The sequence below is a fragment of the Gimesia aquarii genome, assembly GCF_007748195.1.
Classification (GTDB): Bacteria; Planctomycetota; Planctomycetia; order Planctomycetales; family Planctomycetaceae; genus Gimesia; species Gimesia aquarii.
The window spans coordinates 1852699-1877209 of sequence record NZ_CP037920.1 but is presented as its reverse complement, the minus strand read 5'-3'; the positions used below and the strand labels follow the sequence as shown (position 1 = coordinate 1877209).

At 43.7% G+C, this 24511-nt stretch carries 15 protein-coding genes; 5 read left to right on the top strand and 10 right to left on the bottom strand.

The window, feature by feature from the left end; genetic code table 11:
- Positions 1 to 127 precede the first annotated feature (127 nt).
- The 3 genes from V144x_RS07640 to V144x_RS07630 form a co-directional block, all read right to left on the bottom strand.
- Complete coding sequence (locus V144x_RS07640) at positions 128 to 1429, bottom strand: Gfo/Idh/MocA family protein (RefSeq protein WP_144983727.1); 1302 nt, start codon at positions 1427 to 1429, stop codon at positions 128 to 130.
- Positions 1430 to 1577: 148 nt separating this feature from the next.
- A complete protein-coding gene (locus V144x_RS07635) occupies positions 1578 to 2483 on the bottom strand; it encodes a sugar phosphate isomerase/epimerase family protein (RefSeq protein ID WP_144983724.1) in 906 nt (301 codons plus the stop codon).
- A gap of 97 nt (positions 2484 to 2580) precedes the next feature.
- Positions 2581 to 4116, bottom strand: a complete 1536-nt coding sequence (locus V144x_RS07630) for a hypothetical protein (protein ID WP_144983721.1) — start codon at positions 4114 to 4116, stop codon at positions 2581 to 2583.
- 309 nt (positions 4117 to 4425) lie between these two features.
- Between V144x_RS07630 and V144x_RS07625 the strand changes: the two genes are divergently transcribed.
- The gene (locus tag V144x_RS07625; protein WP_144983718.1) at positions 4426 to 5241 is read left to right on the top strand and encodes a sugar phosphate isomerase/epimerase family protein; all 816 of its coding nucleotides are present in this window, start codon (positions 4426 to 4428) and stop codon (positions 5239 to 5241) included.
- 12 nt (positions 5242 to 5253) lie between these two features.
- On the opposite strand, the gene V144x_RS07620 is transcribed toward V144x_RS07625, so the two are convergent.
- A complete protein-coding gene (locus V144x_RS07620; RefSeq protein WP_197998811.1) occupies positions 5254 to 6711 on the bottom strand; it encodes a pectate lyase in 1458 nt (485 codons plus the stop codon).
- Between the two features lie 216 nt (positions 6712 to 6927).
- Between V144x_RS07620 and V144x_RS07615 the strand changes: the two genes are divergently transcribed.
- Positions 6928 to 8340: a GntP family permease gene (locus tag V144x_RS07615; RefSeq protein ID WP_144983712.1), complete on the top strand. Its 1413-nt coding sequence runs from the start codon at positions 6928 to 6930 to the stop codon at positions 8338 to 8340.
- 101 nt (positions 8341 to 8441) lie between these two features.
- Positions 8442 to 9374: a DUF6807 domain-containing protein gene (locus V144x_RS07610; protein WP_144983709.1), complete on the top strand. Its 933-nt coding sequence runs from the start codon at positions 8442 to 8444 to the stop codon at positions 9372 to 9374.
- A gap of 13 nt (positions 9375 to 9387) precedes the next feature.
- Here V144x_RS07610 and V144x_RS07605 read toward each other — a convergent pair whose 3' ends face one another.
- Both V144x_RS07605 and V144x_RS07600 read right to left on the bottom strand, forming a co-directional pair.
- Positions 9388 to 10695: a BBP7 family outer membrane beta-barrel protein gene (locus V144x_RS07605; protein WP_144983706.1), complete on the bottom strand. Its 1308-nt coding sequence runs from the start codon at positions 10693 to 10695 to the stop codon at positions 9388 to 9390.
- A gap of 86 nt (positions 10696 to 10781) precedes the next feature.
- Positions 10782 to 14756, bottom strand: coding sequence for a right-handed parallel beta-helix repeat-containing protein (locus V144x_RS07600; protein ID WP_144983703.1), 3975 nt, complete (start codon positions 14754 to 14756; stop codon positions 10782 to 10784).
- 668 nt (positions 14757 to 15424) lie between these two features.
- Here V144x_RS07600 and V144x_RS07595 point away from each other — a divergent pair.
- Positions 15425 to 16357: a prenyltransferase/squalene oxidase repeat-containing protein gene (locus V144x_RS07595; RefSeq protein WP_144983701.1), complete on the top strand. Its 933-nt coding sequence runs from the start codon at positions 15425 to 15427 to the stop codon at positions 16355 to 16357.
- A 21-nt stretch (positions 16358 to 16378) separates the two neighbouring features.
- Here the strand turns inward: V144x_RS07595 and V144x_RS07590 are convergent, their stop codons facing one another.
- The 4 genes from V144x_RS07590 to V144x_RS07575 form a co-directional block, all read right to left on the bottom strand.
- The gene (locus V144x_RS07590; protein WP_144983698.1) at positions 16379 to 17089 is read right to left on the bottom strand and encodes a zinc ribbon domain-containing protein; all 711 of its coding nucleotides are present in this window, start codon (positions 17087 to 17089) and stop codon (positions 16379 to 16381) included.
- A 209-nt stretch (positions 17090 to 17298) separates the two neighbouring features.
- Positions 17299 to 18984 (bottom strand): RNA polymerase sigma factor RpoD, encoded by a 1686-nt coding sequence (gene rpoD / locus V144x_RS28940; protein ID WP_144983695.1) that lies wholly within the window; start codon positions 18982 to 18984, stop codon positions 17299 to 17301.
- A 23-nt stretch (positions 18985 to 19007) separates the two neighbouring features.
- A complete protein-coding gene (gene dnaG / locus V144x_RS07580; RefSeq protein WP_197998810.1) occupies positions 19008 to 20927 on the bottom strand; it encodes a DNA primase in 1920 nt (639 codons plus the stop codon).
- Between the two features lie 457 nt (positions 20928 to 21384).
- Positions 21385 to 23013 carry a hypothetical protein gene (locus V144x_RS07575; RefSeq protein ID WP_144983689.1) on the bottom strand — a complete coding sequence of 543 codons (1629 nt, stop codon included), beginning with the start codon at positions 23011 to 23013 and terminating at the stop codon, positions 21385 to 21387.
- Positions 23014 to 23557: 544 nt separating this feature from the next.
- Between V144x_RS07575 and V144x_RS07570 the strand changes: the two genes are divergently transcribed.
- Positions 23558 to 24454: a DUF58 domain-containing protein gene (locus V144x_RS07570; RefSeq protein ID WP_144983686.1), complete on the top strand. Its 897-nt coding sequence runs from the start codon at positions 23558 to 23560 to the stop codon at positions 24452 to 24454.
- Positions 24455 to 24511 lie beyond the last annotated feature (57 nt).

Genomic DNA, 24511 nt, shown 5'->3' with positions numbered 1-24511 from the left:
CCTGGATAAAAAATACACAGCATATAATTAGTTTATGGAACTGTTTTATATTCAAAAAAAACAACCGGCATGTATCATTCACGCCGGTTGTTCAATATACCTGAACTCGCTTCATTTCAAAAGCAGATTAAACAAATGGAGTCACTCCAGGTGTGGCGACTTCAGGTGTCGGTAAAGACATTGCCATATCGTATTTCTCAGGAGAGAGATCTTCCTTTGAATTCATGGCTTGTTCCCAAGTGAGTGTTTTGCCGGTATAAGCGGACATCCGAGCAATAATTCCCATCATCGAGCTGTTGGCCATGTATTCACCGTTATTGATGACGTCGCCATTTCGGAGTGCCTTATACATTTCGTTGTGTTCCAATTGATGCATATTGGTACGTCGGCGGGCTCCCTTCCAGGGATTTTTCCCTTCGATTCGATACTTCATCAGAGTCGCTGTACCTTCCGTACCAGAAACAGTATCCACGAACATGGAACTGCAACCTTGCTGGTGTCGCGTAGACGCAACGTATTTGGCTCCGTTGGCATACTCATAAACCGTACTGAAGTGATCATAAATATGACCGTAGTCTTCACCAGTACGCGTTTGTCGCCCCCCCACGCTATAACAACGCACGGGATACTCGCCCATCACCCAGGACTGTTTATCCAATTCATGCACAAACTGTTCTGTGTTAAAATCACCAGAGAGCCAAGTGTAGTAATACCAGTTACGCATTTGGTATTCCATATCAGACCACTCAGGTTTTCGCTTCACCATTTTGGCAACCCCACCAAGATAGCGAGTACTATGTAGTGAAATAATATCGCCAATCCCACCATTATGAATCTTATCAACCATTTGTTGCATACCGGTTTCATAACGCCAGCAAAGCCCGGAAACAATCGTTAAATTTTTCTGTTTGGCTTCTGCTGTCGATTTTAAAACCGAACGAATTCCGGGAGCGTCCACAGCTACAGGTTTTTCGCAAAAAACATGTTTATTGGCATCAATACAGGCTTTTAAATGCTGAGGGCGGAAATGAGGCGGCGTTGCCAGGAGTACCAGATCAACACCGGAATCAATTAACTTCTGAAATGCATCAAATCCGACAAATTTGTGTTCCGCATCTACTTTCACACGGTCCTGAACTTCGGTCTTCTTGAGATTCTGATAACTTTTCTCAAGATGGTCACCAAAAGAATCAGCCATCGCAACCAATTCCACATTCGGATCAGCCCTCAATGTTTGGGCGGCGGCACCGGTCCCTCGACCACCACAACCAACCAGTCCCACTTTGATCATTTCTGAACTGGCAGCAAAAGCCCCCGATGTGAGTGCAGGATTCACCACAAGTCCTGTCGTTGCGAGTGTCCCCAATGATTGTTTCAAAAATTTACGACGTGCTTGTAATGGTTGTTGATCGGAGGCATGTTCGTTCACAGGAAAGACCTTTCATTCAGGATGATATTGAATTCTGTCTTCGATAATGCGAACCATTTCCATCGAGTTCGCCAGTGGTAGGATGTTTGCGGGAGACAATTAAAGGGAAGTCACTTCTTAATTGTCTTAACTTATTATCAACTCTGGATCAGGCAAGATCAAGAGCACGATCCATGCGTTCTGAAATATCCTGTAATCTTTGACGATCGCCTCCTTTTACTTCAGCGGTCGCCCAACCTTGAGTGTATCCAATATCTAGTAAGGCCTTACGTACCGATGGCCAATCACAGTCTCCTTCGTTGAGCTCCACTTGAAAACCCTTCCAGAGCCCTTCGTCGATTTGTTTTTTACGGCTATATTCTTTGATGTCCAGTTTTACAATCCGTGGACCAAGCACACGAATCCATTGATCTGGCCAGCCAAAGCGAACCACATTTCCCACATCAAAATAAACTCCAGCAGCAGGACTCTCCAACTCGTCGATGAAACGCGCCATCTCTAATGGGCTAAGCAGAAAATTATTCCAGACATTTTCGACTAATAATTCGATGCCCTGCTTTTCTGCATACGGCAGGTGCTTTCGTAGCTTGGTTTGCTGTTGCTGGTAAACAACATCATAAGGGTTTTTCTGATCAACGCGTCCTGCCACAACCAGCACGCTTGTCCCACCATAGTACTTCGCTTGATCAATCGAATCTTTCAACTCATCACGACTACTGTTTAGAAATCCATGTACTTGGACTCCAGTGGCATCAATAGCTTTTCTGACCTCTTTCGGATCCACTTTCGTGCGATAATGAATCTCCGTCCCATCGAATCCCAGATCTTTTAACATTTTGAACTTATCGAGAACCGAAATTTTCTCCAGAATCATCTGATATTTGACCGCTTTTTTAATCTTACTTTTGGAAGACTCTGTCTGTCCCTCTGCTGACTTTGCAGTAAGAGGGGAAACCAGACTTCCTGCCAGTGCAGACGCGGTAACCTGCTTGAAAAAATTTCTCCGCGAAGTTTGGTCTTGTAAATCAATAAACTTGTACGATTGATCTGACATCTTGTATTCCTGTCGTCTGGCTTGGTAGTTAACGGTGTTGATTATATTAGCGAGAAGAAACTGCTCCCAATCTGACCACAATTTAAACAATTACTTTTTACTTTCGAGTGACGGTGACCGAAACACTGCCTTCGTTATCTCCCAGTTCATCCCATGCATCATTGAGTCGAAAGTAAATCGTTCCGGAAACGGGAGCCATCCAGGTTGCACTTGCTCCCAGAGGATACTCCTCTAAAATTGAAAGTCGATCAGAAATTCCTGAAACAGAGTCCGGCCGAATCAACATGATTAATCGTCCGAGTGGCTGTCCTTTAAAATAACGAAAACTGATTCCGTCTGCAGTACTCATCCAGGGTTTTGGTTTCTCTGCCAGGCTAAACATTCCTTTGGCGATCAGTTCATATGTATCGCCTTTTTTGACACGAATCCCACTCGATTGCCAGCCACGATCGCTGGCAATTTTCGCAACCGCAAATGAATTTGCCTGATCTAACTGCTGTCCTGGACGAAATGAAATGGCTGCTCGCTCAAAGTCATAACCTGGTTGCAGGTTTTTAGCAAATAACAACCAGGCGTCATTGATCTTCGTAAAATCATCCTTGATCAATTGCTGAATCTTTTGTGAAAATGCTCTCCCCTGCATGTGTCGAGACAATTCTCGAAATTGTTTTGCATAGCGAGGATGTTTATCAAAAAACTGTGTGAGTGCCCAGGACCAGGCATAGGATTCATTATTTCCAACATAGTCAGCTGGCCCAAATTGCATCACTTCCAGCATATTTTTGGGAGGTGACGTTAGCACAGCCTGTTCAATGAGCGATATCCTGCCTAATCCGGCGAAATCCTCTTTATTATGAGGCATCACATTGAGTGTAATCTTGCCGTTCTGATCGATGGAGTGTGTTGCCATGGATTCAGCGATTCCTTCCAGATACCAGACGGGCGCACCAATGTTTTCCATAATCATACTGAAGCAGTGAGTATATTCATGGAGCATTAGATGCCGTAAATAATAATTCTCGGTCTGATAGTCCATCCAGAATTGAGCTCCTTGATGGCGGCCATTGACAATTCGAGGCAACGAATCAAGAATCACGCCTGCTTCTTTGAACAACTCGCGATTCTGCATAATGTAACCAGTCACCTGAAATTCGGTCCCCTCACGATCCTGAGGTAACGAACCAAAATAATCTTCCAGTGCCAGATATGCCTGATCGATCACAGGGGGCAACTTTGCAGCAACTTCAGGATCGATATCTGTATAAAGCTTCAATCGAGGAGATTCATAAAGATGAATGCCCAGTAAAGCCAATCTCTGATTATTGTGAACCGGTCTCTGATCGCTGGGCCGATAGACCATTTTTGCTATTTTCTCTGTATCCCCTTCTGAGGGGCTGGCCTTGCGATGGAGATTTTTGTTGTCAACAGTTTCCTCTGTTGTGGTTTTTGATTCAGTCGTACTTTTTCGAGAAGTCTTGGTTTTAGAACGTAGCTCAGGTGATTGTTCCTGCGTGACTACAATTTCAGATTCCGTAAGTTTCTGTGGAGCAGGTGATTCCGAACCGCAACCACTGATCAGTAAACTGACCACTGCGATTCCAGCAAACATTTGAAAGTAAGAACGATCTATCATTGAAGACATATTCTAAAAATGAAACAGCGCACGCCGAAACTTTTTTTTTAAATCGTGATAGTTTTCAATCAGGCTAAAACGAACAATCTTATTGTGACGGATTGACACACAAGAGTCGAGCAACCTTTTCGATAATCGATTGAGTTGATCATTGCTGGCATTTCATGCAAAATATGTTGATCGATGCTCATTAGACTGCAAGATAATGCAACCTGTCCTGGCAGCTGAAGGCGCCTCTGATAGTCTTACGTCAAATAGTATCTAAATTTATGACTGTTTCTGCGTTTTTTCCTTTAAGGAACCCCCTCAATGAGTTCTTTTCTCTACAGCCTGAATGCCAGTACAATCCGTACGACTCCACTGCTTGACAAAATTCGTATCACAGCAGAAGCCGGTTACGGCGGCATTGAGCTCTGGTTTGATGAAGTTGAAGCATTTATTTCAGAGGGTGGCGATCTTGAAAGTATCTCACAAGCAATTCAGGACACGGGGCTAGCCATTCCCACAATGATTATGTTGCGTGACTGGTGGTCTGCTACACCTGAAGAATACGCCCAAGTTTTTGATCGTTGCCTGGAACGCATCAAGCTTGCAGCCAGGCTGGGAGCAGAATATGTTATTGCCTGTCCACACCGTGAGAAACCTGACTATGACCTGGGGGCGCAGCGTTATCGAGAACTGTTGGAAGTAGGAATCACAGCTGGCGCGAAACCCGCGGTGGAATTTTTAGGATTCGTAGAAGATGTCACTACCATTGAAGATGCCTTACAAATTGTCGAAAAATCGGAACACCCACAGGCAACATTGGTACTCGATCCGTTTCACGTCTTTCGTGGTGGAGGCTCAATAGAGACGCTTGCCAAACTCAAGCCTGAGCAGATTGCCATTTCGCACTTTAACGATGCCGTTGATACGATTCCCCGAGAGACGCAGATGGACCCAGACCGGGTTCTACCAGGAGACGGACATCTTGACTTGTCGCATTACTGCCGGCTTTTAAAACAGATCGGTTATCAAAGCTGGCTTTCTCTTGAATTATTTCGAGAAGATCTCTGGCAGCAAGATCCACTGGAAGTTGCCAAACTGGGACTAGAACGTATGCAGTCCTTAGCTGAAAATGCATGATGGAATTATAAGTTAATCGCGTTGATGAGCGGCTACGAAATTAGCTAGTGTCTCCAGATTTTTTACAAAGACTCGCGTTTCAATGACTGGAGTATTCTTCAGCTTAGCAGAACGGATTTCTCCCTGAGTCACCCAGGCACCGCCCGTATCTAGTGCCTCGATCGCTGATTTTGCTTTTGCCGTGAGAGCAGGTGTTAAACGAACACGACGAGTTGGAAATCGCATGGAAGCAAGCTGTTTAGGAGACGCTTTCAAAAGTTTGCGATAACGGCTTTCCAGTTGATTCACTTTCGAAGTAATCATAAAACCATAGTGAGTGGGTAAATCATCAGCTTTGTAGGTGAGTTGATATTGTTTTGTAAAATATAAAGGACGATTCGTTTTCAATTCATAAAAACGGGCCAATTTTCCATTGGGCAATTCTGATTTCCGCAAATAAGCAAGTGCGGCAGGAATCGGCTTCAGATACTTTTTCTCACTTGAATAAATATAAATTTGCATTAACGTCTTAATGACTCCCTGCGACTCACCTCCTGTAATCGAAGGAGGTTCAAACCTTCGTGCCCAGGCAGGTTGCATCTTAGAATTATACTGTTGCGCCCAGGCAGGCTGTGGTTCCGGCATTTGAGCAAGCAATATAAAATCTCCTGCTTTCAAAGCCGCCTTACGATAACGGGAATCTTTATAAACATGGTTCGCCAGAAACATGAGATCCACCAAATCTCCGATCACGTTGTCATTGAATGTATAATAATCTGTGTACTTCTTTTTAGGAAAATCTCGAGACCAACTCGCTGGATAGCTGGCTTTGAGAACAGGATAATCCTTGGGGTTCGGAAAGCTCGAATATTGTTGCGGCCAGGCACCATTGGGAAACTGAGCTTTCAGAAATGAATTCAAAGCATACATGGCTGCTTCATGAACGGATTGATTCTGAAACTTAAGTTCCTGGTCCAACAGAATCAAAAAGCGAAGTGCGGACTGCGATTTATTGTCGTCGAATGTTGTCCGATTTCTGGCTTTCGGGCCTCCACCATCAATGCGATATTGGACATTCTCACGTTTATTGAAATCAATATAGTGCCCCCAGCCTCCCGACTTCAGCTGACCTTTAACCAAGGCATTTGCAGCCTCCCTGGCCGCATCCAGTAAATACGGTTCACCTGTTTTCTGATAAGCGGTCAAAAACGCTTCACCCACTGTCGGTGTGCCCGGCGGTTGAAGCCAGATCATAGAATCAGAAGCGCGGCCTTCTCCTTCCCGAAGTGACAAGTCTGCACTGTACGTCCAGAGATAACCTCCCTCAGTAGATACCTCATCTGTAAAAAAACGTGTCGCTCTTTTCATCGCCTGTTTCGCATCAGTGGGAGAGACCTCAGCAAACAGATACTGTCCAGAACTTACCCCAAAACAAAGAGAACAGAGAAAAAACGCGAAACGTGTTCTCGGACAAATGGAAGAAACAAGCATTGCCAGAAATTCCTTATGAGCAGGGGAAGGAGGAGGAAAGCAATTCCACTCCATCCTACAAAAAGCATGTTTCGAGGGAAAGCAATTATTTCTTAATCTCGTTCAGAATGTGAAAGGCCAGTTTTCTATTGCACACTCGCTTGCGTCCCAGGCAATTCTATGTAATGCTCATACCCACTTGAGATATTCATCTAAGATTTTTCTGGAGCAGCGCTTATGTTGGAGAACTATCCATTTCTGATCTTATTCATTGGTATTGCCACCGTCATCGGCATGATCATCTTTCTAAAGATCAATGCATTTCTGGCGTTGATTACTGCAGCCATAGTAGTCAGCCTACTGGGGCCCGAGTCAGTAATGAATCCGGAGACTGGCGAAACAGTTAACCGTATTAAGCGCGTTGCGATTGCTTTTGGTAACTCGGTCTCCGGAATTGGTATCGTGATCGCGCTTGCTGCCATCATTGGAAAATGCATGATGGATAGCGGGGCTGCCGACCGAATTGTCAGAGCGTTTTTAAAAACACTCGGTGAAAAGAACGCATCATTTGCCCTCATGGGTAGTGGATTTGTTTTAGCTGTACCCGTTTTTTTTGATACGGTCTTTTATCTCCTGATTCCGCTGGCACGCTCACTCTATCGTAGCACCAAAAAGAATTATTTGATGTATATCATGGCTATTGCTGCGGGAGGAGCAATTACACATACGCTGGTGCCTCCCACACCCGGGCCCTTATTTATGGCCGACAATCTGGGAGTAGACTTAGGAAAGATGATTTTTGTGGGCGCACTCGTCGCACTGCCGGCTGCTTTTGCAGGGATCTTTTACGCCATGTTTGCTAACCGGGTCATGAATATTCCCATGCGGGAAGTCGCAGAGCATAAAGATCCCGATCCACTGGAAGAACATGAATTGCCTTCTCTTACAATTTCTCTCATACCCATCGTGTTACCCGTGTTGATGATCACTACCAACACGCTTGTGAATTCCATGCTGGCGAGTGGAGTCGGCCCACAAAGTTTATTACAAAAAATCAGTCCTTTCACATCGATTATTGGAGATGCCAATTTTGCGTTGTTAATAGCCACCGCAATTGCTCTGGGAATTCTTTATCATCAGCGAAAAATGACACTCCTTAAATTAGGAGCCTCCGTTGAAAATGCCCTCATGAGTGGTGGCGTGATTATTCTGATCACAGCTGGCGGGGGCGCCTTTGGTAAAATGTTGACGGTGGCCCAAATTGGTCCTGCGATTCAAAACATGTTTAGTACTACTGAAACGGAGGCGACCGGACTCAGTTTTCTATTCCTGGGATTCGGAATTGCCGCCTTACTGAAAGTCGCGCAAGGCTCCAGTACGGTAGCCATGATTACGACCTCAGCGATGTTGGCAGCAATGCAGGTGACACCCCAAATGTTGGGTTTTGATCCGGTCTATCTGGCGACGGCCATCGGCGCAGGTTCACTGATTGGTTCCTGGATGAACGACAGCGGCTTTTGGATTTTCTGTAAGATGAGCGGTTTAACTGAAGCAGAAGCATTGAAATCATGGACTCCGTTACTGATTGTATTGGGCTTTACCAGTCTGGCTACCACTATTTTGCTGTCGATCGTCTGGCCAATGACCTAGTCATTTTCCTTGAAGTCAGCTTTACTTTGCTCGAATTCAAAAAAACGCTGAAATAAGCTACATGAGTGACGAATGGCGTTTCAAAAACTGGGAGACCTGATGTGAATCAACTTTTTCCTCAATATGAAATCGTTCCACTTCCCGATTTTCAATTTTCCTTTCGGGTCAAAGGAAAAGAACGGCTTCGCTGGCACCATAGTCCTGAATATCAACGCCCTTTCTTTTATCCTTTAACCGGTCCCTCAGGTATTCCTTTGACACGTATCGGACATCCTGGCGCGCCAAACCATGATCATCATCGATCAGTCTGGTTTGCACATCACAAAGTACTCGGAATCAATTTCTGGGCAAACGACACAGGTGCCAAAATCATTCAAAAACGATGGCTCTCTATCGACGAGCGTGAAGACGAAGCTATCCTCGCTGTCGAACTGGAGTGGTTTGATGGCCATGATCCACTACCTTTACTGAGACAGGAATTGATTTCGGCCGTCAGAACCAATGCGAATGATGAACTGTTTTTAGAGCTACAGTCCGCATTTATTCCCACTGCCAACGCATTGGAATTTCAAAAAACGAATTTTGGGTTTCTCGCCGTGCGAGTTGCTAAAACCATTTCGAGCTTTTTTGGGGCAGGTAAGATCACAAATAGCCGCAAACAAGTTGGTGAAAAAAACATCTTTGGAAAACCAGCTGAGTGGATGGATTATTCGGGACCGGTAATACCAGATGTGACAGAAGGGATCACTTATTTCTCTCATCCATCCAATCCAATAGCAAAACCACAAGCTGCCGTCTCATGGCATGTTCGTGAAGACGGATGGATGGGCGCTTCACCTTGTATGCATGGCCCGCTTGAATCAACCCAAAATTCACCTTTAGTATTTCGATTTTTATTGCATGCACATGCGAATGAAATCAACCATGATCTGGCAAACGGAATTTATCAGAAGTTCGCTACAAGTCAGTCTTACCAACTGAAAAAATCTGAAAAACGCCATACAAGCGCGACTGTAGTTAGAACTTCTTCGTGAGGAGCGTCAGACTTCACCAGATAAACTCAACGCCGGCACTGATACCGTCTGCTGTAAAGTCTTCGTGTTGTTGTCTCACTTTAGTTCCTGTCGCAGGGTTTGTTGCTGTGCGGTCTTCGTTGTAATCGATAATATTGAAAGCACGTGAGATCTGACCAATAAACAAATAATCGTAACCAATGAAAAACTTCATATGTTCATTAACTTGCATTTTTGCATAAACTGTTAGCTGAAAGGTTGGTGAAAACTCATTGTTTTTCTGAACAGAAACAATACGCGGATCGGTTGGTACAAATAATTGATCTGTAGCTACTTGGTTGGTATTGCGATTAAAACCAAATGTAAACTTGGGCTCGGCCCCGATTGAAAATCGATTATTCGAGTATTCCGCACGTGCACCAATGCTAGGTCCAAAGACCCGGTTTTCAACTGTAGAAGCAATCGTTGTCGTACGGGGCAAACCAATTCCGCCACCTGAATCGACTCCCACTTGATTCATCGATTCCTGCAAACTGATAAACCGAAAACCAAATAAGGGCCGCATACGAAAGCCTTCACCAGGAAGATAAGGGTCTAATACATAATTGATTCCCGTACCAACCATTTCTGTATTCATGTCAACGGTGTAACTGGTATCATAAACATTCGTATTAGAAGCAAGGGCGCCATTGACATTAAAATTCGTCACAACCACCAAATCGTCAGTCGGATCAACAGTAGTTCGTGTACCAAAGATTTCATTTGTTGGACGGGTTGATTCATTCCTGAACAGCCCCCAAACATTCCATTCCAGGCTTCCCTCAGGTAATGCGAATTCGAGGATCCCCCGCATTCCGTTTGTATCCATGGATTTATCAGTATAAGCCAATGCCACACCATTTCCACGCGAGATGCCAGTCTCACGATCAAAAGCGGGGGCAGGTGCTGTTGGGTCTGGATTCCCCAGAATTGGTGCACTCAGGAGAACATTGTCAGGTCCTTCAATTGACCAATGTAAATAGTCAAGTCGCAATTTGGACGTTTGAAACGCGTTTTTAATGGATCTATCTATAGGTGAATCATAAGTCCAACCACGATCCACTGGCAACTTGCGAACCATCGTCCTTGAATAAGTATTGATGCCAGAGAACAACCCTGAGTTTTCAATATATTCATCGCCTACCACATCTGCATCACCGTGCATAACATATTCCAGCTCGCCATCATCGGCTGCTATTACATGTTTCTCTCCAACCAGTAATCCGGTAGAGCACAAGAACACCAGTAGTGCACTCAGTCTGAATGGAGTAATCATCATTACTTTCCAGGATGTGCGACTCATCGATTAAAACCTTGAAATATTTGAAGCAAAACACACCAGAGTGTTATTGAAATTATATATTAACGAGACTTCTCTTTGTTTTATGGTTATGGAAGCAAGAAGCCATTCAGGCTGATTTGGCCATCAAATGTACCTCCGCCAGGATTGAACAGAATAAAGCTGTTGTTGTTGCCTACAAAAGTCACATTCACAATATTATTAATACCAGTTCCCAATGCGAGTGGTCCATTGGTCATCGCGTTGAAACCGACGGCCGTTTCATTGTCATCGAATCCACCATCAAACAACCCAATCAGGTTGTTATCAATGACAACCGAGGAATTAGTGGCATCGATTAAATCAAAGAAGATCGCATTACCACCAATTGCCGTCATGTTGATGATATTGGTATCAATTTGCACATTGCTATTAGCAGCTAGATCCAAGAATCGCAGACCAGTCGAGTCCTCACCTGCCATCACAATACCTTGATCAATATTATTGGAAATCAGGATATTCGAGGGCCCTTCAGTTGAAACCTGAATACCTTCACTGTTTGTTCCTGAGATAATAAAGTTATTATTGTTGATCACAGTTAAGGACATCAGATCTGCCAAATCACTACTGGTTGCATCTATGTTGATTCCCTGGTTATTAGTGGCTCCTGTACCAAAAAAGTTGTTCGCGTTTGCAACGGTAATATCCATTGGTCCTTCCCAAATCACGCTCAACCCTGCAGTATTAGAAACACTGTTTGTAATATTATTTCCTTCCAATAATACTTCTAGCAGAGAATCATCTAGCAGTACTCCTGCAGACTGTATGCGAATGGCATCTGCACTATCGTCTGTGATCGTATTGTTCTGAATCGTGATGTTAAAGGAGTCATCGTTTGTATCATCTAGTTCTAGATTTGCTGTGTATTCAATAGAATGTTCTGTAGCATCAGTACCATTATCCAATAACTCTGAATCGGTTATCTGGAATGTGCGTCCGTTGATAATTCGAATCCCGTCGCCTAAAGAATCTTCGACTCTGACTCGTGTCAAATTCACCACGGGGCCATCGGCAACAGTGGTTTCCTGCCACTCGATACCAGAAACAGTAGGTGCATCTATTTCTAATCCATCAATATTGACACGACCAATATCTGCTAACCATACTCCGTGAGTCGCACCGGTAATAGTTCCCCCGGCATCAATTGTGGCTCCATCGCCGGCGATTGAAAATAGACCTGGTGTACGAACCAGTCGAATACCAGCACTATTCAAAAAGAAGCCATCTCCTAAATTTAAATCAGGGCCACTTGTCGGTCCTGCAGTTACTGATGTCAAAATCATTGAAAGATTAGTATCTTGAATATCGATGGCAGCAGCATTTGTAACATTGAAGACACCCCCAGTTGAGCTCAATGTACCAGTGTTATTGTTGGCAATGAGCCCCAGGTTATTAGCTGCTGTCACATTTAAGTCACCAAAGTTAATATTGCCGGGGTTTGTTTCCACAGATATCGCAGGTGCCACAATCGCCGGTACCACTGCAGTATATGCAGTGCTGTTGGCAGTGACACTGAGTGAACCGAAGTTGACAATCGGAGTCGTATTGAGAATATGCACAGTAGGAACTGTTGAAAGAGTAGTTCCCGTTACTGTGGTATTACCAAAGGAAACTTGCCCCGCAGTCCCCCCCTGTCCTGCATTGTTGATCAACAATACCGAATTTGTCGTACTGGCATTGGAGAGAATTGTATCCCCCATCCTGATCACAGGACTGTCATTCAAGACGATAAATGCCTCTGCCGCTGTCCCGGAGATGGTTGTGGTACCAGTAACATTAAAGGATCCCGTATTATTACCGGCATTAAATGAAATCCCCTCTCCCGCTCCACCGGTAATCCCGAGGGTTCCACCGAATAAAATATTTCCGGTAGAGTTATTCACATCAATACCATGATCGGTCGCAAGTGAGACCCCATTTGTGATCGTCGTATTTCCAACAACCGAGATGTCACCTGAGAGATTCTCGACCAAGATACCTGTTCCATTACGATTCAGGATGTCAACATCTTCGATCTGGAAAATGCCCTGATAATTTTCCACAAAAATACTGGCATCAGTTGCTCCATCAATTATGTTTGCTGCCTGGCCAGTATTTCTGACAGTCACAATTGCACCTGCAGTACCGCCAGTAACATGAATTCCCTCGTTCGTACTTCCAGTAATGGTCACGTTATCTAAGACTGCTCCACCAGCTATATTACTAACCAAAACACCTTGGCTATTCGTATCGGTAATAGTTGAACCCGTCATATTGACAGATCCCCCTGTCGTATTTTGAATCAAAACTGCTCGACCTGCTGCCGTATTGGTGATAGTTCCTACATAATTTACAAATGGGTCACCTCCATCGACAACAAATGCATCGCCAGCAGCATTAGTAATATTCGTAGTGTCAAACGAGAGCGTACCCGTCGTTCCACTTAGGAAAATTCCCTCTCCAGCGGCATCATTGATATCAACATTGTCTACAGTCGTACCAGAAACACCGACCCCTACAACACCACGTCCAGTGGGGGTATTAATGATGAAACCAGAAAACTCGCTATTTGATGCAAGTATAACGCCATCACCAACTGTGTTATTAAATGTTGGTCGTACAAAACTTGGATTTCCAAAAGCAGGAGAGTTTGGTAACAACCTGGGACCAAATCCTTCAATATCTATGAAGTGATCAACTCCCTGTCCTTCTCCCAGTATTCGGTCACCTGCAGCAAGTGTAATCGGTGGTCCGTTATCGAATACACTTCCAGCATGAGTGAAGATAATATCATTAGCAGGCCCTGCCTGAGCATCTGCAATCGTCTGGAAAGGATCGAGGACCGTTCCAGTCCCTCCCGGCCCTGCATTTGAATCAACATGGGAGATTGTCCAGGGAAGCCCCGTGGCTGGATTTATGGCAATCAGCCCGGAATCGACCACATCACGTTGTTCGACAACAACATTGTAATTTCTTCTGACCCGTTCAGCCATACGATACATCTGAGTGGATTTTTCCATCTTGTTCCACTCAGGTCGACCTGCAAAGGTCCATGTCACATTGAAGAAAACATTCGTATTAAAGGTCGCGTCGTTGGTTAAGCTGAGTTCCATCAAAACATTGGGAACCGGATTTGCCTGCAAACGACCTCGCCAGCCCCAGACGTCTTCACTGCCTGTTGCTGCGAAGTGATAAGTTCCCGCGTAAGCGCGCGCTTCATGTTTTTGAGCGATTTGCCCCCAAATGGGAACTCCGAATTCAGCATCAAAACCACGCATTGCTGTTCCAAGTGTACGTGTCTGGTCATAAAGAACATTGAATCCTGAAAACCGCTGACTACCTTCATTAAATTGAACGTCAAGCAATTTCTGACGAGTTCCAATAGGCAGATAGAAGTTTCCATTCGCGTCCCAAAAGCGTCCCATTGTTTCTACATTGAGAACTAACTGTTGGAAAATTTTTGTAGAAGAGTCATCACGATCATAATAAAAACTGGCTCCAAAAATTCGGTCTCTGTCATAATTGAAAAATCGATAACCAAGCCCAAGACCACCGCCAAGATGACCACGATTTGTTCTAAACAAACGAAAGTTTCCAAATAACATACCTGCATCATCAGGATTTTTCGTGTATGTAAACAGATATGGCATGGCCTCAAGATGAGAAATGGATTCCTCTAAACCAACGGTTTTACCTGCCTGATGTCCGGCTCGAAACAGTGTTCCCATGCCATTACCGGGCACAATTGATGAGATTCCATCGAGTGTATCCGTCGTCTCTGAACCATCTGCAATGATTGTTGAAAATTCCTGTTCTTCGGCCAGTAATGTTCCTGACATGGCAGAAATTGCCAGAACGATCACACCTGCGATCAGGCGAAATGCAATTTTCATAAATCGTCCAGAATAGCTTGATGTCAACACAGGCATCTGTTTCACCTCGGTTATGCACGTTGAGTGCAATTTGGCGTTATCGTCTCGCTCTGTTGTATTTTGATCTGTCATGAATTTGTTTTTATCTATGACAATAATTTCAGGATCATTCATGAGATGTCTCAACAAATCATCTTCCAAATTCAGAACCGAATTGAGGAGCTATCTCCACAGACTCGATCAATCAAGTCGTAGTTACACATAAATTAAGCTCATAACGACAGACACATACACCAACTGCCCAACAGCAGCGGCAGAAAAAATGCGCATCTGTGATTTTATGTCTTAAAAATCAATTGTTATAAGGAAGTAAATCAACTCGACTGGCTTGCAACCATCATGAGAGAGTTCATTGATCATTACACTTCTATCAGAAGATAGAATCCGGCCGAACATTGAAGGATATGTAGTCACACGAACCGATAAAAATGGGCTTTTTAGCGGAAACGTGCTAGTATTGTTTGAATAGTTTCTAGGTAATTTTTATTGTGAGTTGTCACTCAGAAGAATCCGATCGATCAACCTTGGGTAAGGCTGACCCATTTTGAACTGAAAAAGAAGATCATTACCGAATGGTTTTCTTAATTTACAGTTCTGAGAGAGATAGATTCTTTGAGTTTAAGAGATGTTGAGCGGGAACATATGCTAAATTCAGATCCAACGAAAGACGAATTTGACATTTCCATTGAGAAATTTTTCACAATTTTCAAAAAAGCATGAGAAAAAACCATTTGGATTCCATACTTATCCCCTTTTTAAAGGGGAGGCGGTACACGATATAGATGAATGACGAACCTTATTTAGTCAAATTGGCCCTACGACTGGCAGCGGGATTAGAGAAACTGCCACCAAGTTCATTAGAAAAACATCGCACTTATATTCTGGCTCAACAACAGGCAGATGGGGGATTTTCCGGAAGAGAAGGAGACTCCGATCTATATTATACAGGGTTTGCGGTTCGTAGTCTGGGAATTTTAGGAGGAGTTGAAAATCAGCAGTGTATTGAACTTAGCAGCTATCTCAAACAATTCCACATAGAAAAACTGTCGACCATCGATCTGTTAAGCTGGCTCTACTGTGCTCTGATTATTCAAGCCTCAGGGGGAGAAGACCTCTTAACAGGAGCGTCTGACAACTGGAATACACAAATCTCACAAAATCTAGAACGGCTAAGAACTCCTGACGGTGGCTACGCAAAATCAGAACAAGGTGCTCTTGGAAGTACGTACCACACGTTCCTAGTCGTTTTGATCTATCAGTTGATCGGCCTTGAGATACCTGACTCAAACGATTTAATACAATTTCTTTACGATCGACAGCGTGACGATGGCGGTTTTGTAGAAATCTCGCCTATGAAACGTAGTGGCACAAACCCGACAGCCGCTGCTGTTGCGACATTACTGATCCTAAATGCAATGGATGATGAACTGAAAGACGATGTTCGCGATTTTCTCAATCAAGTGAAGAGTTCTGAGGGAGGCTTTCAGGCAAATACGCGCATTCCCTTTGCCGATGGACTATCTACGTTCACCGGATTACTGACTGCACAGGATCTGGGGCTCGACTCACTAGTCGATCAAAAGCAATTGATGCAATTTATGACCGAATGGCTTGAGTTCCCCACAGGAGGGTTTCGAGGAGCAAGCTGGGACGAGCAGGCTGATGTAGAATATACATTTTATGGCCTGGGTGTGCTGGCTCTACTTAATGCATAACAACGAAGCGATTATACCTCGTTATTCCTGTGATTCTTCCAGGTACAACAGGCGCCCACATGACTTACAGAAAACGAGTTTTCCTGAATTCAACTCCACGCGCAACTGAGGCGAGATTAAAACATTACAGGAAGAACAATACTTACCTTCTACAATTGCTAAGGCACCAGCGCCGTGTGACCGTACCAATCTTTCAAATTGAACCTTCACATTCTCTGGTATGATATGTTCAGCATCAGCAATCGCCGCATTACATTCTTTGATCTCTTCATCGAGAGAATCTCGAGCAGACTCGAAATTTTGTGCCGCTTCTTTAGCTGACTCGTGTGCGGCATCTTTTTTTTCCACCCATAACTGAACATCGGCTTCAGCGGCATCGATTTTATCCATGAGCTCCAGGATTTCATCTTCCAGCACACTGTTTGCCATTTCGTCTGCCTTAATTTGCCCTTTAATAATATCAAACTCTTTATTTGAGGAAGCAGTATTCAGTTTTGCCTTCAGATCAAGTATTTTTGTCTCATTGGATTGTAAATCCAGATTCTTCTGCTGAACCTGTTTTTTCAACTGCGTGACTTGTTCCTGAAAAGACCTGAGCTTCTCTTCCTGCTGTAAAGCGAACTCCTCTTTTAGTTTAATTCGCTTGGGCCCCTGCTCTAATTTTCGGTTTACATCATGTAATCTCAAATACAAATGGTGTAAAGCTTTCAAGCTGGCTGCAGTAGTTGACATGTTAAAGAACTCCAGAAACGCTTATTTTTGGTGAGACGAAATGCGACACGCCTCAATGCACTTGCTTTGTTATAAAGATTCTGTCGGCAAATAGCCAGACATACGCAGTAAATCTAGCTGATCTTCTTTGGTGCCAAAATATAATGAATCATAGCCCCTTCAGATAATGTAAAAAAAAACGCCGATCAATAATGATCGGCGTTTGAATTTCAAATACTGGCTGATGCTGTCACATCCGCCTCTTCTTCGGATTCTGCCTGCCCCCACTCGGGGACTAACCCTTCTATAAAGCCCTGAAGTTGTTTACTCCTAACTGGATGCTGTAATTTTCTGACCGCTTTTGCTTCGATCTGACGTACACGCTCTCGTGTTACTTTAAAGATGCGACCCACTTCTTCCAATGTATAGGTATAGCCATCTCCCAAGCCAAAGCGTAATTTGATAATTTCACGCTCACGGTAGGTCAGTGTTTTCAAGACATGATCAATTTTATCTTTTAGCATTTCCTGGCTGGCTGTGTTAACAGGACTGTCTGAGTCAGAATCTTCGATGAAGTCACCAAAGTAGCTATCTTCACTCTCACCAACTGGTCGATCAAGGCTAATGGGGTGGCGGGAAATCTTAAGCACACGGCGAGTTTCTTCCAGACTGATGCCTGCCACTTCTGCAGTCTCTTCCATGGTAGGCTCACGTCCTTTTTCCTGTAATAGTTGCTTACTGACCTTTCTGAGTTTAGACATCGTCTCAATCATATGTACGGGAATACGAATTGTACGAGCCTGATCAGCAATAGCACGGGTAATGGCCTGTCTAATCCACCATGTGGCGTATGTTGAGAATTTATAACCGCGACGATATTCATATTTATCAACCGCTCGCATCAAGCCAGTATTGCCTTCCTGAATCAGGTCAAGAAAACTGAGACCACGATTGCGGTACTTCTTAGCGATAGAGACGACCAAACGTAGGTTACCACCTGAAAGCTCACGCATCGCGGTTTCGTAATCGAGATAGCGCTGCTTGACCGCTTTGATTCGCTCGCGAAGTGTTTCGGGAGTTTCCATCGTCATAGAAACCAAATCTTGTAATTCACGATCAAGATTGGCACGATCATCCTTGGAATTTTTCACTCTCAGATCGTTCATATCACGAATCTGATCTTCCAATTCCGTCATACGTTGAGAAATTTGCTCAAGTCGCTTCATACCAATTTGCAGACGTTGTGTGCGCAAACTCAACTCTTCAATCAAAGTCGCCATTTTTCGACGTCGCTTTTGCAACGAAGAATATGCTTCACGACGTTCACTTTTCGAAAGCTCTGGGTCAACAAATCTTTGAAAGTCACTTGAGTTTTTATTACAAAGATACTCGAGTGTCTTTAGATTATGAGGCATCCGACCAAGAATCTGATTCTTTTCGAGCCCTTCTGTAACCGAAACTTTAATCGTTCTATCAAAAGGAAGTTCGGTTTTATGAACTTTGTCCAGAATGTCAATTGCCTGTCGCATCGCATAATCACTACTCAACAATTCACGACGGAACCGACGACGTGTGATTTCAATCTTCTTGGCAAGCCGAATCTCTTCCTCACGTGTTAGTAACGGTATTTCACCCATTTGAGTTAAATACATCCGCACGGGATCATCAATACGACGAGCAGCATCGTCGGAAGAACGAGAGCGACCTCCTTTGGCTTTTTCGGGCTTTAAGACTGTAATGATCTGATCAGGAATGATATCTAATTCAATCTCCTCAATCGTGAGCAAAAGGTTATCAAGCTTCTCAGGATTGAGTGCTTCATCAGGTAAATAAGCACTCACCTCATCGTAAGTGAGATATCCCTGTTTTTTGCCGTTTTCGATGAGTTCATTCAATCGGGCGTCGAGTCGGTGCACGTTGCTTCTCCCAATCTATCTAGTTAATGGGTCTCAAGTGAGTTTTTCTGGTGTCGTTTTTGATGAAACTCAGATGCTTTCTTCAATAATTCTTTTGCATCAGAATTCAAACTTGTGTTTTGGGAGTTCTGAAATAGAAGTCCCTTAGTCTGCTCGTGGTGTTCCCGTTCTTCCCGCCATTTAAGGTTTTTGATGGAATGCTTCAAAAAATGAGGAATTCCTTCATGCAGGTTGGGACTCGCATGGATTTTTGTGTGAATTGCTTTTTCTTGTGCCTGGGCGTCAATTTTTACGACCAGTTGTTTTAAATCTGGATCATCAATTCGATCCAGAATCCGATCCAGAACAGGTACAATCCCCTCTTCAGTTAAGTCAATGCTTAACTGATAAAGAAATCGCAACTGTTGGTTCTTCAAGTTGGAAGGGGAAATATGTTGATGAATTTGGGTGACAGATTCCGGATATACAAAGATAATTTCAAGAAGTTCGCTCTCAAGTTGATTGTCTTTCGCTGTATGATCAGTTTCCTGGCTGCTGCCCGGAATGGAATTCGTAATTGGAATCGAGCGAGATTCATTAGCTGAGGGACTGGAATTAAGATTTGAATGACGCTTTTGTTTTACTTCACTAAGTCGTTTTCGGACAACTTGTTCATGTAAACCCAGTCGATCTGACAACTTTCTCAATATAATGTCTTCACGAACTTTACCGGTTAGGTTGGGACTTGCTGCCAACAACTCAAGCATTTGTTCTAAAATACGATGCTGACCATCAATTGACTCTAGTCCAAATTTTTTGAGACAAATATTTAACTTGAAACTCCACGCTTCGGGCGCTTGATCAATCAGTTGCTTCAGCTTTTCTGCACCTTGCTCCTCCAAAAACTCGGCAGGATCTTTTCTCGCAGGTAACGTTAAAATTCGCAAATCGACTTCCTGAGAGATAAATTTCGTTAAAGAACGCTCGGCCGCATTTTGTCCTGCATCATCACCGTCAAATACGAGCACGACTTTTCGAGCCAGACGCTTCAGATAAGAAACATGCGTGTCCGTCAACGCTGTCCCTAATGTTGCCACTACATTCGTCACCCCAAACTGATGCGCTGTTATGCAATCAGTGTACCCTTCGACGACGACTACAGTCTCCGTTTCTCGAATTCGTTGTCTCGCTTGATCCAAACCGAATAGCAGCTTGCTCTTAGTAAAGATCAAGCTTTCGGGACTGTTGAAATACTTGGCGATTCCATCGGAATTAGTTCCTGGCAGAACACGTCCCCCAAATGCAACAACTCGTTTACGCTCGTCGCGAACCGGAAACATCACCCGATTGACGAAATAATCGGAATATCGGTTATGACCTTCTTTTTTGAAAATCAATTTTGCTTCCGACAATAATGCTTCAGCATATTTACCTTGTGCGCGATTCACTAACCATTGCCAGTGGTCCGGATGAAAGCCTAACCGAAACTGCCTGATCGTATCTTCGGTATATCCTCGCTCCTCAATAAGATAGCGACGAGCATATTCTCCTTCGGCAGTTTCCATCAAACAATGGTGAAATTGCTGCTCTGCCCATTTCATCACTTCAAATAATGATGTCTTTTCTACGATATTAGATCGCGGAACAGATCCCACGCGTGCAGTAGATTGAGGCAGTTCCAAATGGGCTTTCTCAGCCAAGATCTTTAATGCCTCATAGAAGCTGACATCATCATATTTTTCCACCCAGGAAAAACAGTCGCCTCCGTTATTACAGACCCAGCATCGCCAGGTACCACGCTCAGGATAGACCATCATTGAAGGATTATGGTCATTATGAAAAGGACAGAGACCTTTGAAATCATGCCCGCTGGGAGTCAATTGAATCGACTCGGATACCAACTCAACGATGTTTGTTCTCTGGCGGACCAGTTCTTTGAAATTTTGATCAAATCCTGGCGACACCAGTTTCTCCTGAACAGTTCAAAAAGCGGCCCCTCAGTGCCACTTAATTCACCAAACATGAAAAGTGGACACACGTATCTCAGTCAAGAGTGCTTCCCTGCTCAGCTCTGCGTAACTTAATTTTACCCCATAGTTCCCATTGGTCAAGAAAATCCATTCAGAGTAATACAAACCATGTTAGCTCATAAGATCAAAATTTATATAATGTTATAAACATGCCTAAGTGTGCAAGTACAAGTTAATCCGAATAGTAAACCATGATTGTATCACTTACTCAATCAGAATAGTCAACACAATCCGAACAGGCAAATCAATAGCCATTAGACAGTTGGTTTATATGAATTATAGGCATTATAACTTCTGACACAACCACCGCAATGTCCCTGTCAAATGCTGAAGAAGGTTGTAAGCAAATAAAGCAGAGTAAGAAATGGTCAAACAATTCAACACTATTATACTATTCAGCTTCCGCTTGTTCTGGCACTTCAGATACCGCAATTTGCCAGAGAGAAATATTGCCGAATTTCTCATTGCACTTCGGGCATTTCGCTTTCGCAATTCCCTTACCTGTTTTTCCCCCAATTCGCTCTTTCTTCCTTGAATCCTCGCTTACAATTAACTGACAGGCTTCACATTGTCGTCCAGCAAGTGTCAGTTCAATTTCGGGATCTGCTTCATAAAAATGAAGACTTTCATTATCCAACGTCTCAAATGATTCTTCACTATAGTGACAAGTGACTTGATTGACTTGATCCGTCAGTGGAATCCCAGAATCTTGCCCCAGATTACTGATACCATGAAGTTCATTTAACGCTTTAGAAAATTTGCGATATTCGGTCAGAGAAAGTGTGAGGTATTGGTTCTCTTTTGCATCTTCCTGCTTCGGTAGCAATATCGCAATACGCCCTTTTCCAAAGACGGGCACACCAGCAAAAACTGATTCATGATCATACATCGCAGGAAAAACGACTCGCAATTTCTGGATCTGATTTGTGTCCAACACTTGCACGTTATGAGCGGGAATTTCTGCTTCGTCTTTTTCTTCACTCAGATGCTGTGCTATCTCAGCTCTGACCTTCTGTTGCTTCTCTTTGTTACCTCCAAGGAGGCCACCTTTTGATAGTACCGGCAACAACATTTTGTCATTAGAAATCGCCAGATCGACTAATGTGAATGTCTTTTCCAGACTATTGGGCTTTAACTTAAGTTTTGTGGGGTCAATCGCATGCAACTTAACGTCATTGAACCAATATTTATAAGCACCAGTGTTTAATTCTGGACCACCATCTTTGCTGGACGTAGTCTCAGATTCATCAGTTTCTGGTTTCTCTTCTTCTTTGTCCGTTGCCAAAGGTACAAGGTATAACACACCACAGGCTGGGCATTTACCGGCAGCACCTCGGTATTCTTCACGAACACGAATTCGATGCCCATTGGGGCAATAAACGACTACTCCTCCCTCGATTTTTCCAGACCGACGCCTTCTTTTACCTTTGCGACGTTTTCTATCTTCCTTCTCTTCTTGCATGGCGACGTCTAACAAGACATCACCTCCTGTAGCCACCGAATGGTCTTCGGTTGGTTCTGCATTTACCTCTTTTGCTTTTGCATCCGAGGCACTCTCTGCTTCATTGGTATTGTCGGTATCCTGCTTTGAATCACTATCCTGCTCTGACTCAGCTACCGTTTCCTCTCGTGCCAGAGGGATGGTAGACTGATCAGAATCACTGATTTTCGTATTTCCAGTAAGCTGAAAATCATCATCCGAGGCTTCATATTCTGTGACTGCAATATTCTTATCTAACTCAAAATCATCGTCATCACGGCCTCCAAACGAAGACATCGTGGCTGTGGAGAGTTGGGAATCTGCTTCAGCTCCCTCGTCGGAGTCATCAGGCAGTTTACTGAAAATCATGGGAGAGGGATTTTCCTGCATCTTACGATATGCTTCTGCAATATCTTCGCGCATAAATGCGCTGCAGTTCCAGCAACGAACCAGGCCAACACGGACCATCTCACCACAACACGGACATGGTATCTCTGTAGGATTCTTTTCGTGTTCATCCGGAGTTACGCCATTTGACATTATAAATCCCTAATACTTCGATAAATACAAATTATAATCTTCAGAAAAATAAAATCATCAATGCTTCTGCTCTATGAAAAAGATCAGTAAATGTATGTTGATAAAATCAGAAGCGGATTCCAATTGGGAAATTGATGGATGTAAATTTCGACATCCCCTGCTGCGGAATGTCAGATTAACATAGCACCCAAGCAAATGCAGTATCGTTTTTTGCTTTTATAATTAATTCAAAGTACTGAAAACTGTCTCATATTCTCAATTCTCATGAGAACAAATTGAGCGGACTCAGTAATAGAATCTTTATGATAAACCTACTTTATTACACTTTCAAATCAAGTTTAAGATTGAGATTACTTGATCCATTCTGATATCTAGATTATACAAGTGACACAAAATGTTCAAGGGTATACACTCTCGGCTCGGCCAGACCATATAATTACTGCAATCGATTCCCCTATCTTGGTAATCAGGCTCCTTATCGACTGGGAATTGCTATCTCGCTGCTGTTATAGTAGGAGACGTATCCAAGCGGAGACTCTCACCAATGCCTAATGTGGAACAATATCTCAAACCTGAAGTCATCCAGACTGTAGCCCGTCTTGACTTGAGGGCAAAATTCATTGTGGAAGGGTTCCTCAGCGGCCTGCATGCCAGCCCTTATCATGGTTTTAGCGTGGAGTTTAGCGAACACCGCCGTTACACCAAGGGAGATGACCCGCGCGATATTGATTGGCAGGTCTATGCCAAAACTGACCGCTACTACATCAAAAAGTATCAAGCAGAGACGAATCTGACCGGTTATCTGGTACTCGATTTGTCAGAGAGTATGGCCTACACCTATCGCCAGCAACTTTCGAAGTTTGACTATGCAATCTGTCTGGCAGCGTCTCTTGCTTATATGATGATCCATCAACAAGACCCAGTGGGATTGATCACCTTTGGTAATCAAATTAAAAACTACCTCCCTGCTCGCAGCAAACGAGGACAATTGGGAAATATTTTGGCCATGCTGGCAAAATCACAACCATCGGGCACCACAGAAGTTTCACGTAATGTTCAACAAATTGCCTCTATGGTCAAACACCGTAGTTTAATCATGATCTTCTCTGATTTACTAACCGACCAAAAAAATGTTTTAGACAGTTTGCAAAGACTTCGTTATGCAGGTCACGATGTAATCGTTTTCCATATACTCGACGAAGCTGAAGTCTATTTCCCCTTCAAAGGTATGGTTGACCTGAAAGAACCCGAAGCAGGTGATTCACTGGTTCTGGATGCGGAAGGAATGAAAGCCGACTACCTTGAAGCAGTGAATGAACTCAGACAGATCTATCAGGAAAAGTTGCAGGCGATGAGAGCAGATTATGTGCCCCTCGATACCAGCATGCCCTTTGATAAAGCGTTGATCGAATATTTATCGCAAAGAAAAGCCCGTTTCTGACTATCCGCATGAACACAGATCATGCGGTTTTTTCGTTGGACTTTATGCATCGGAGGT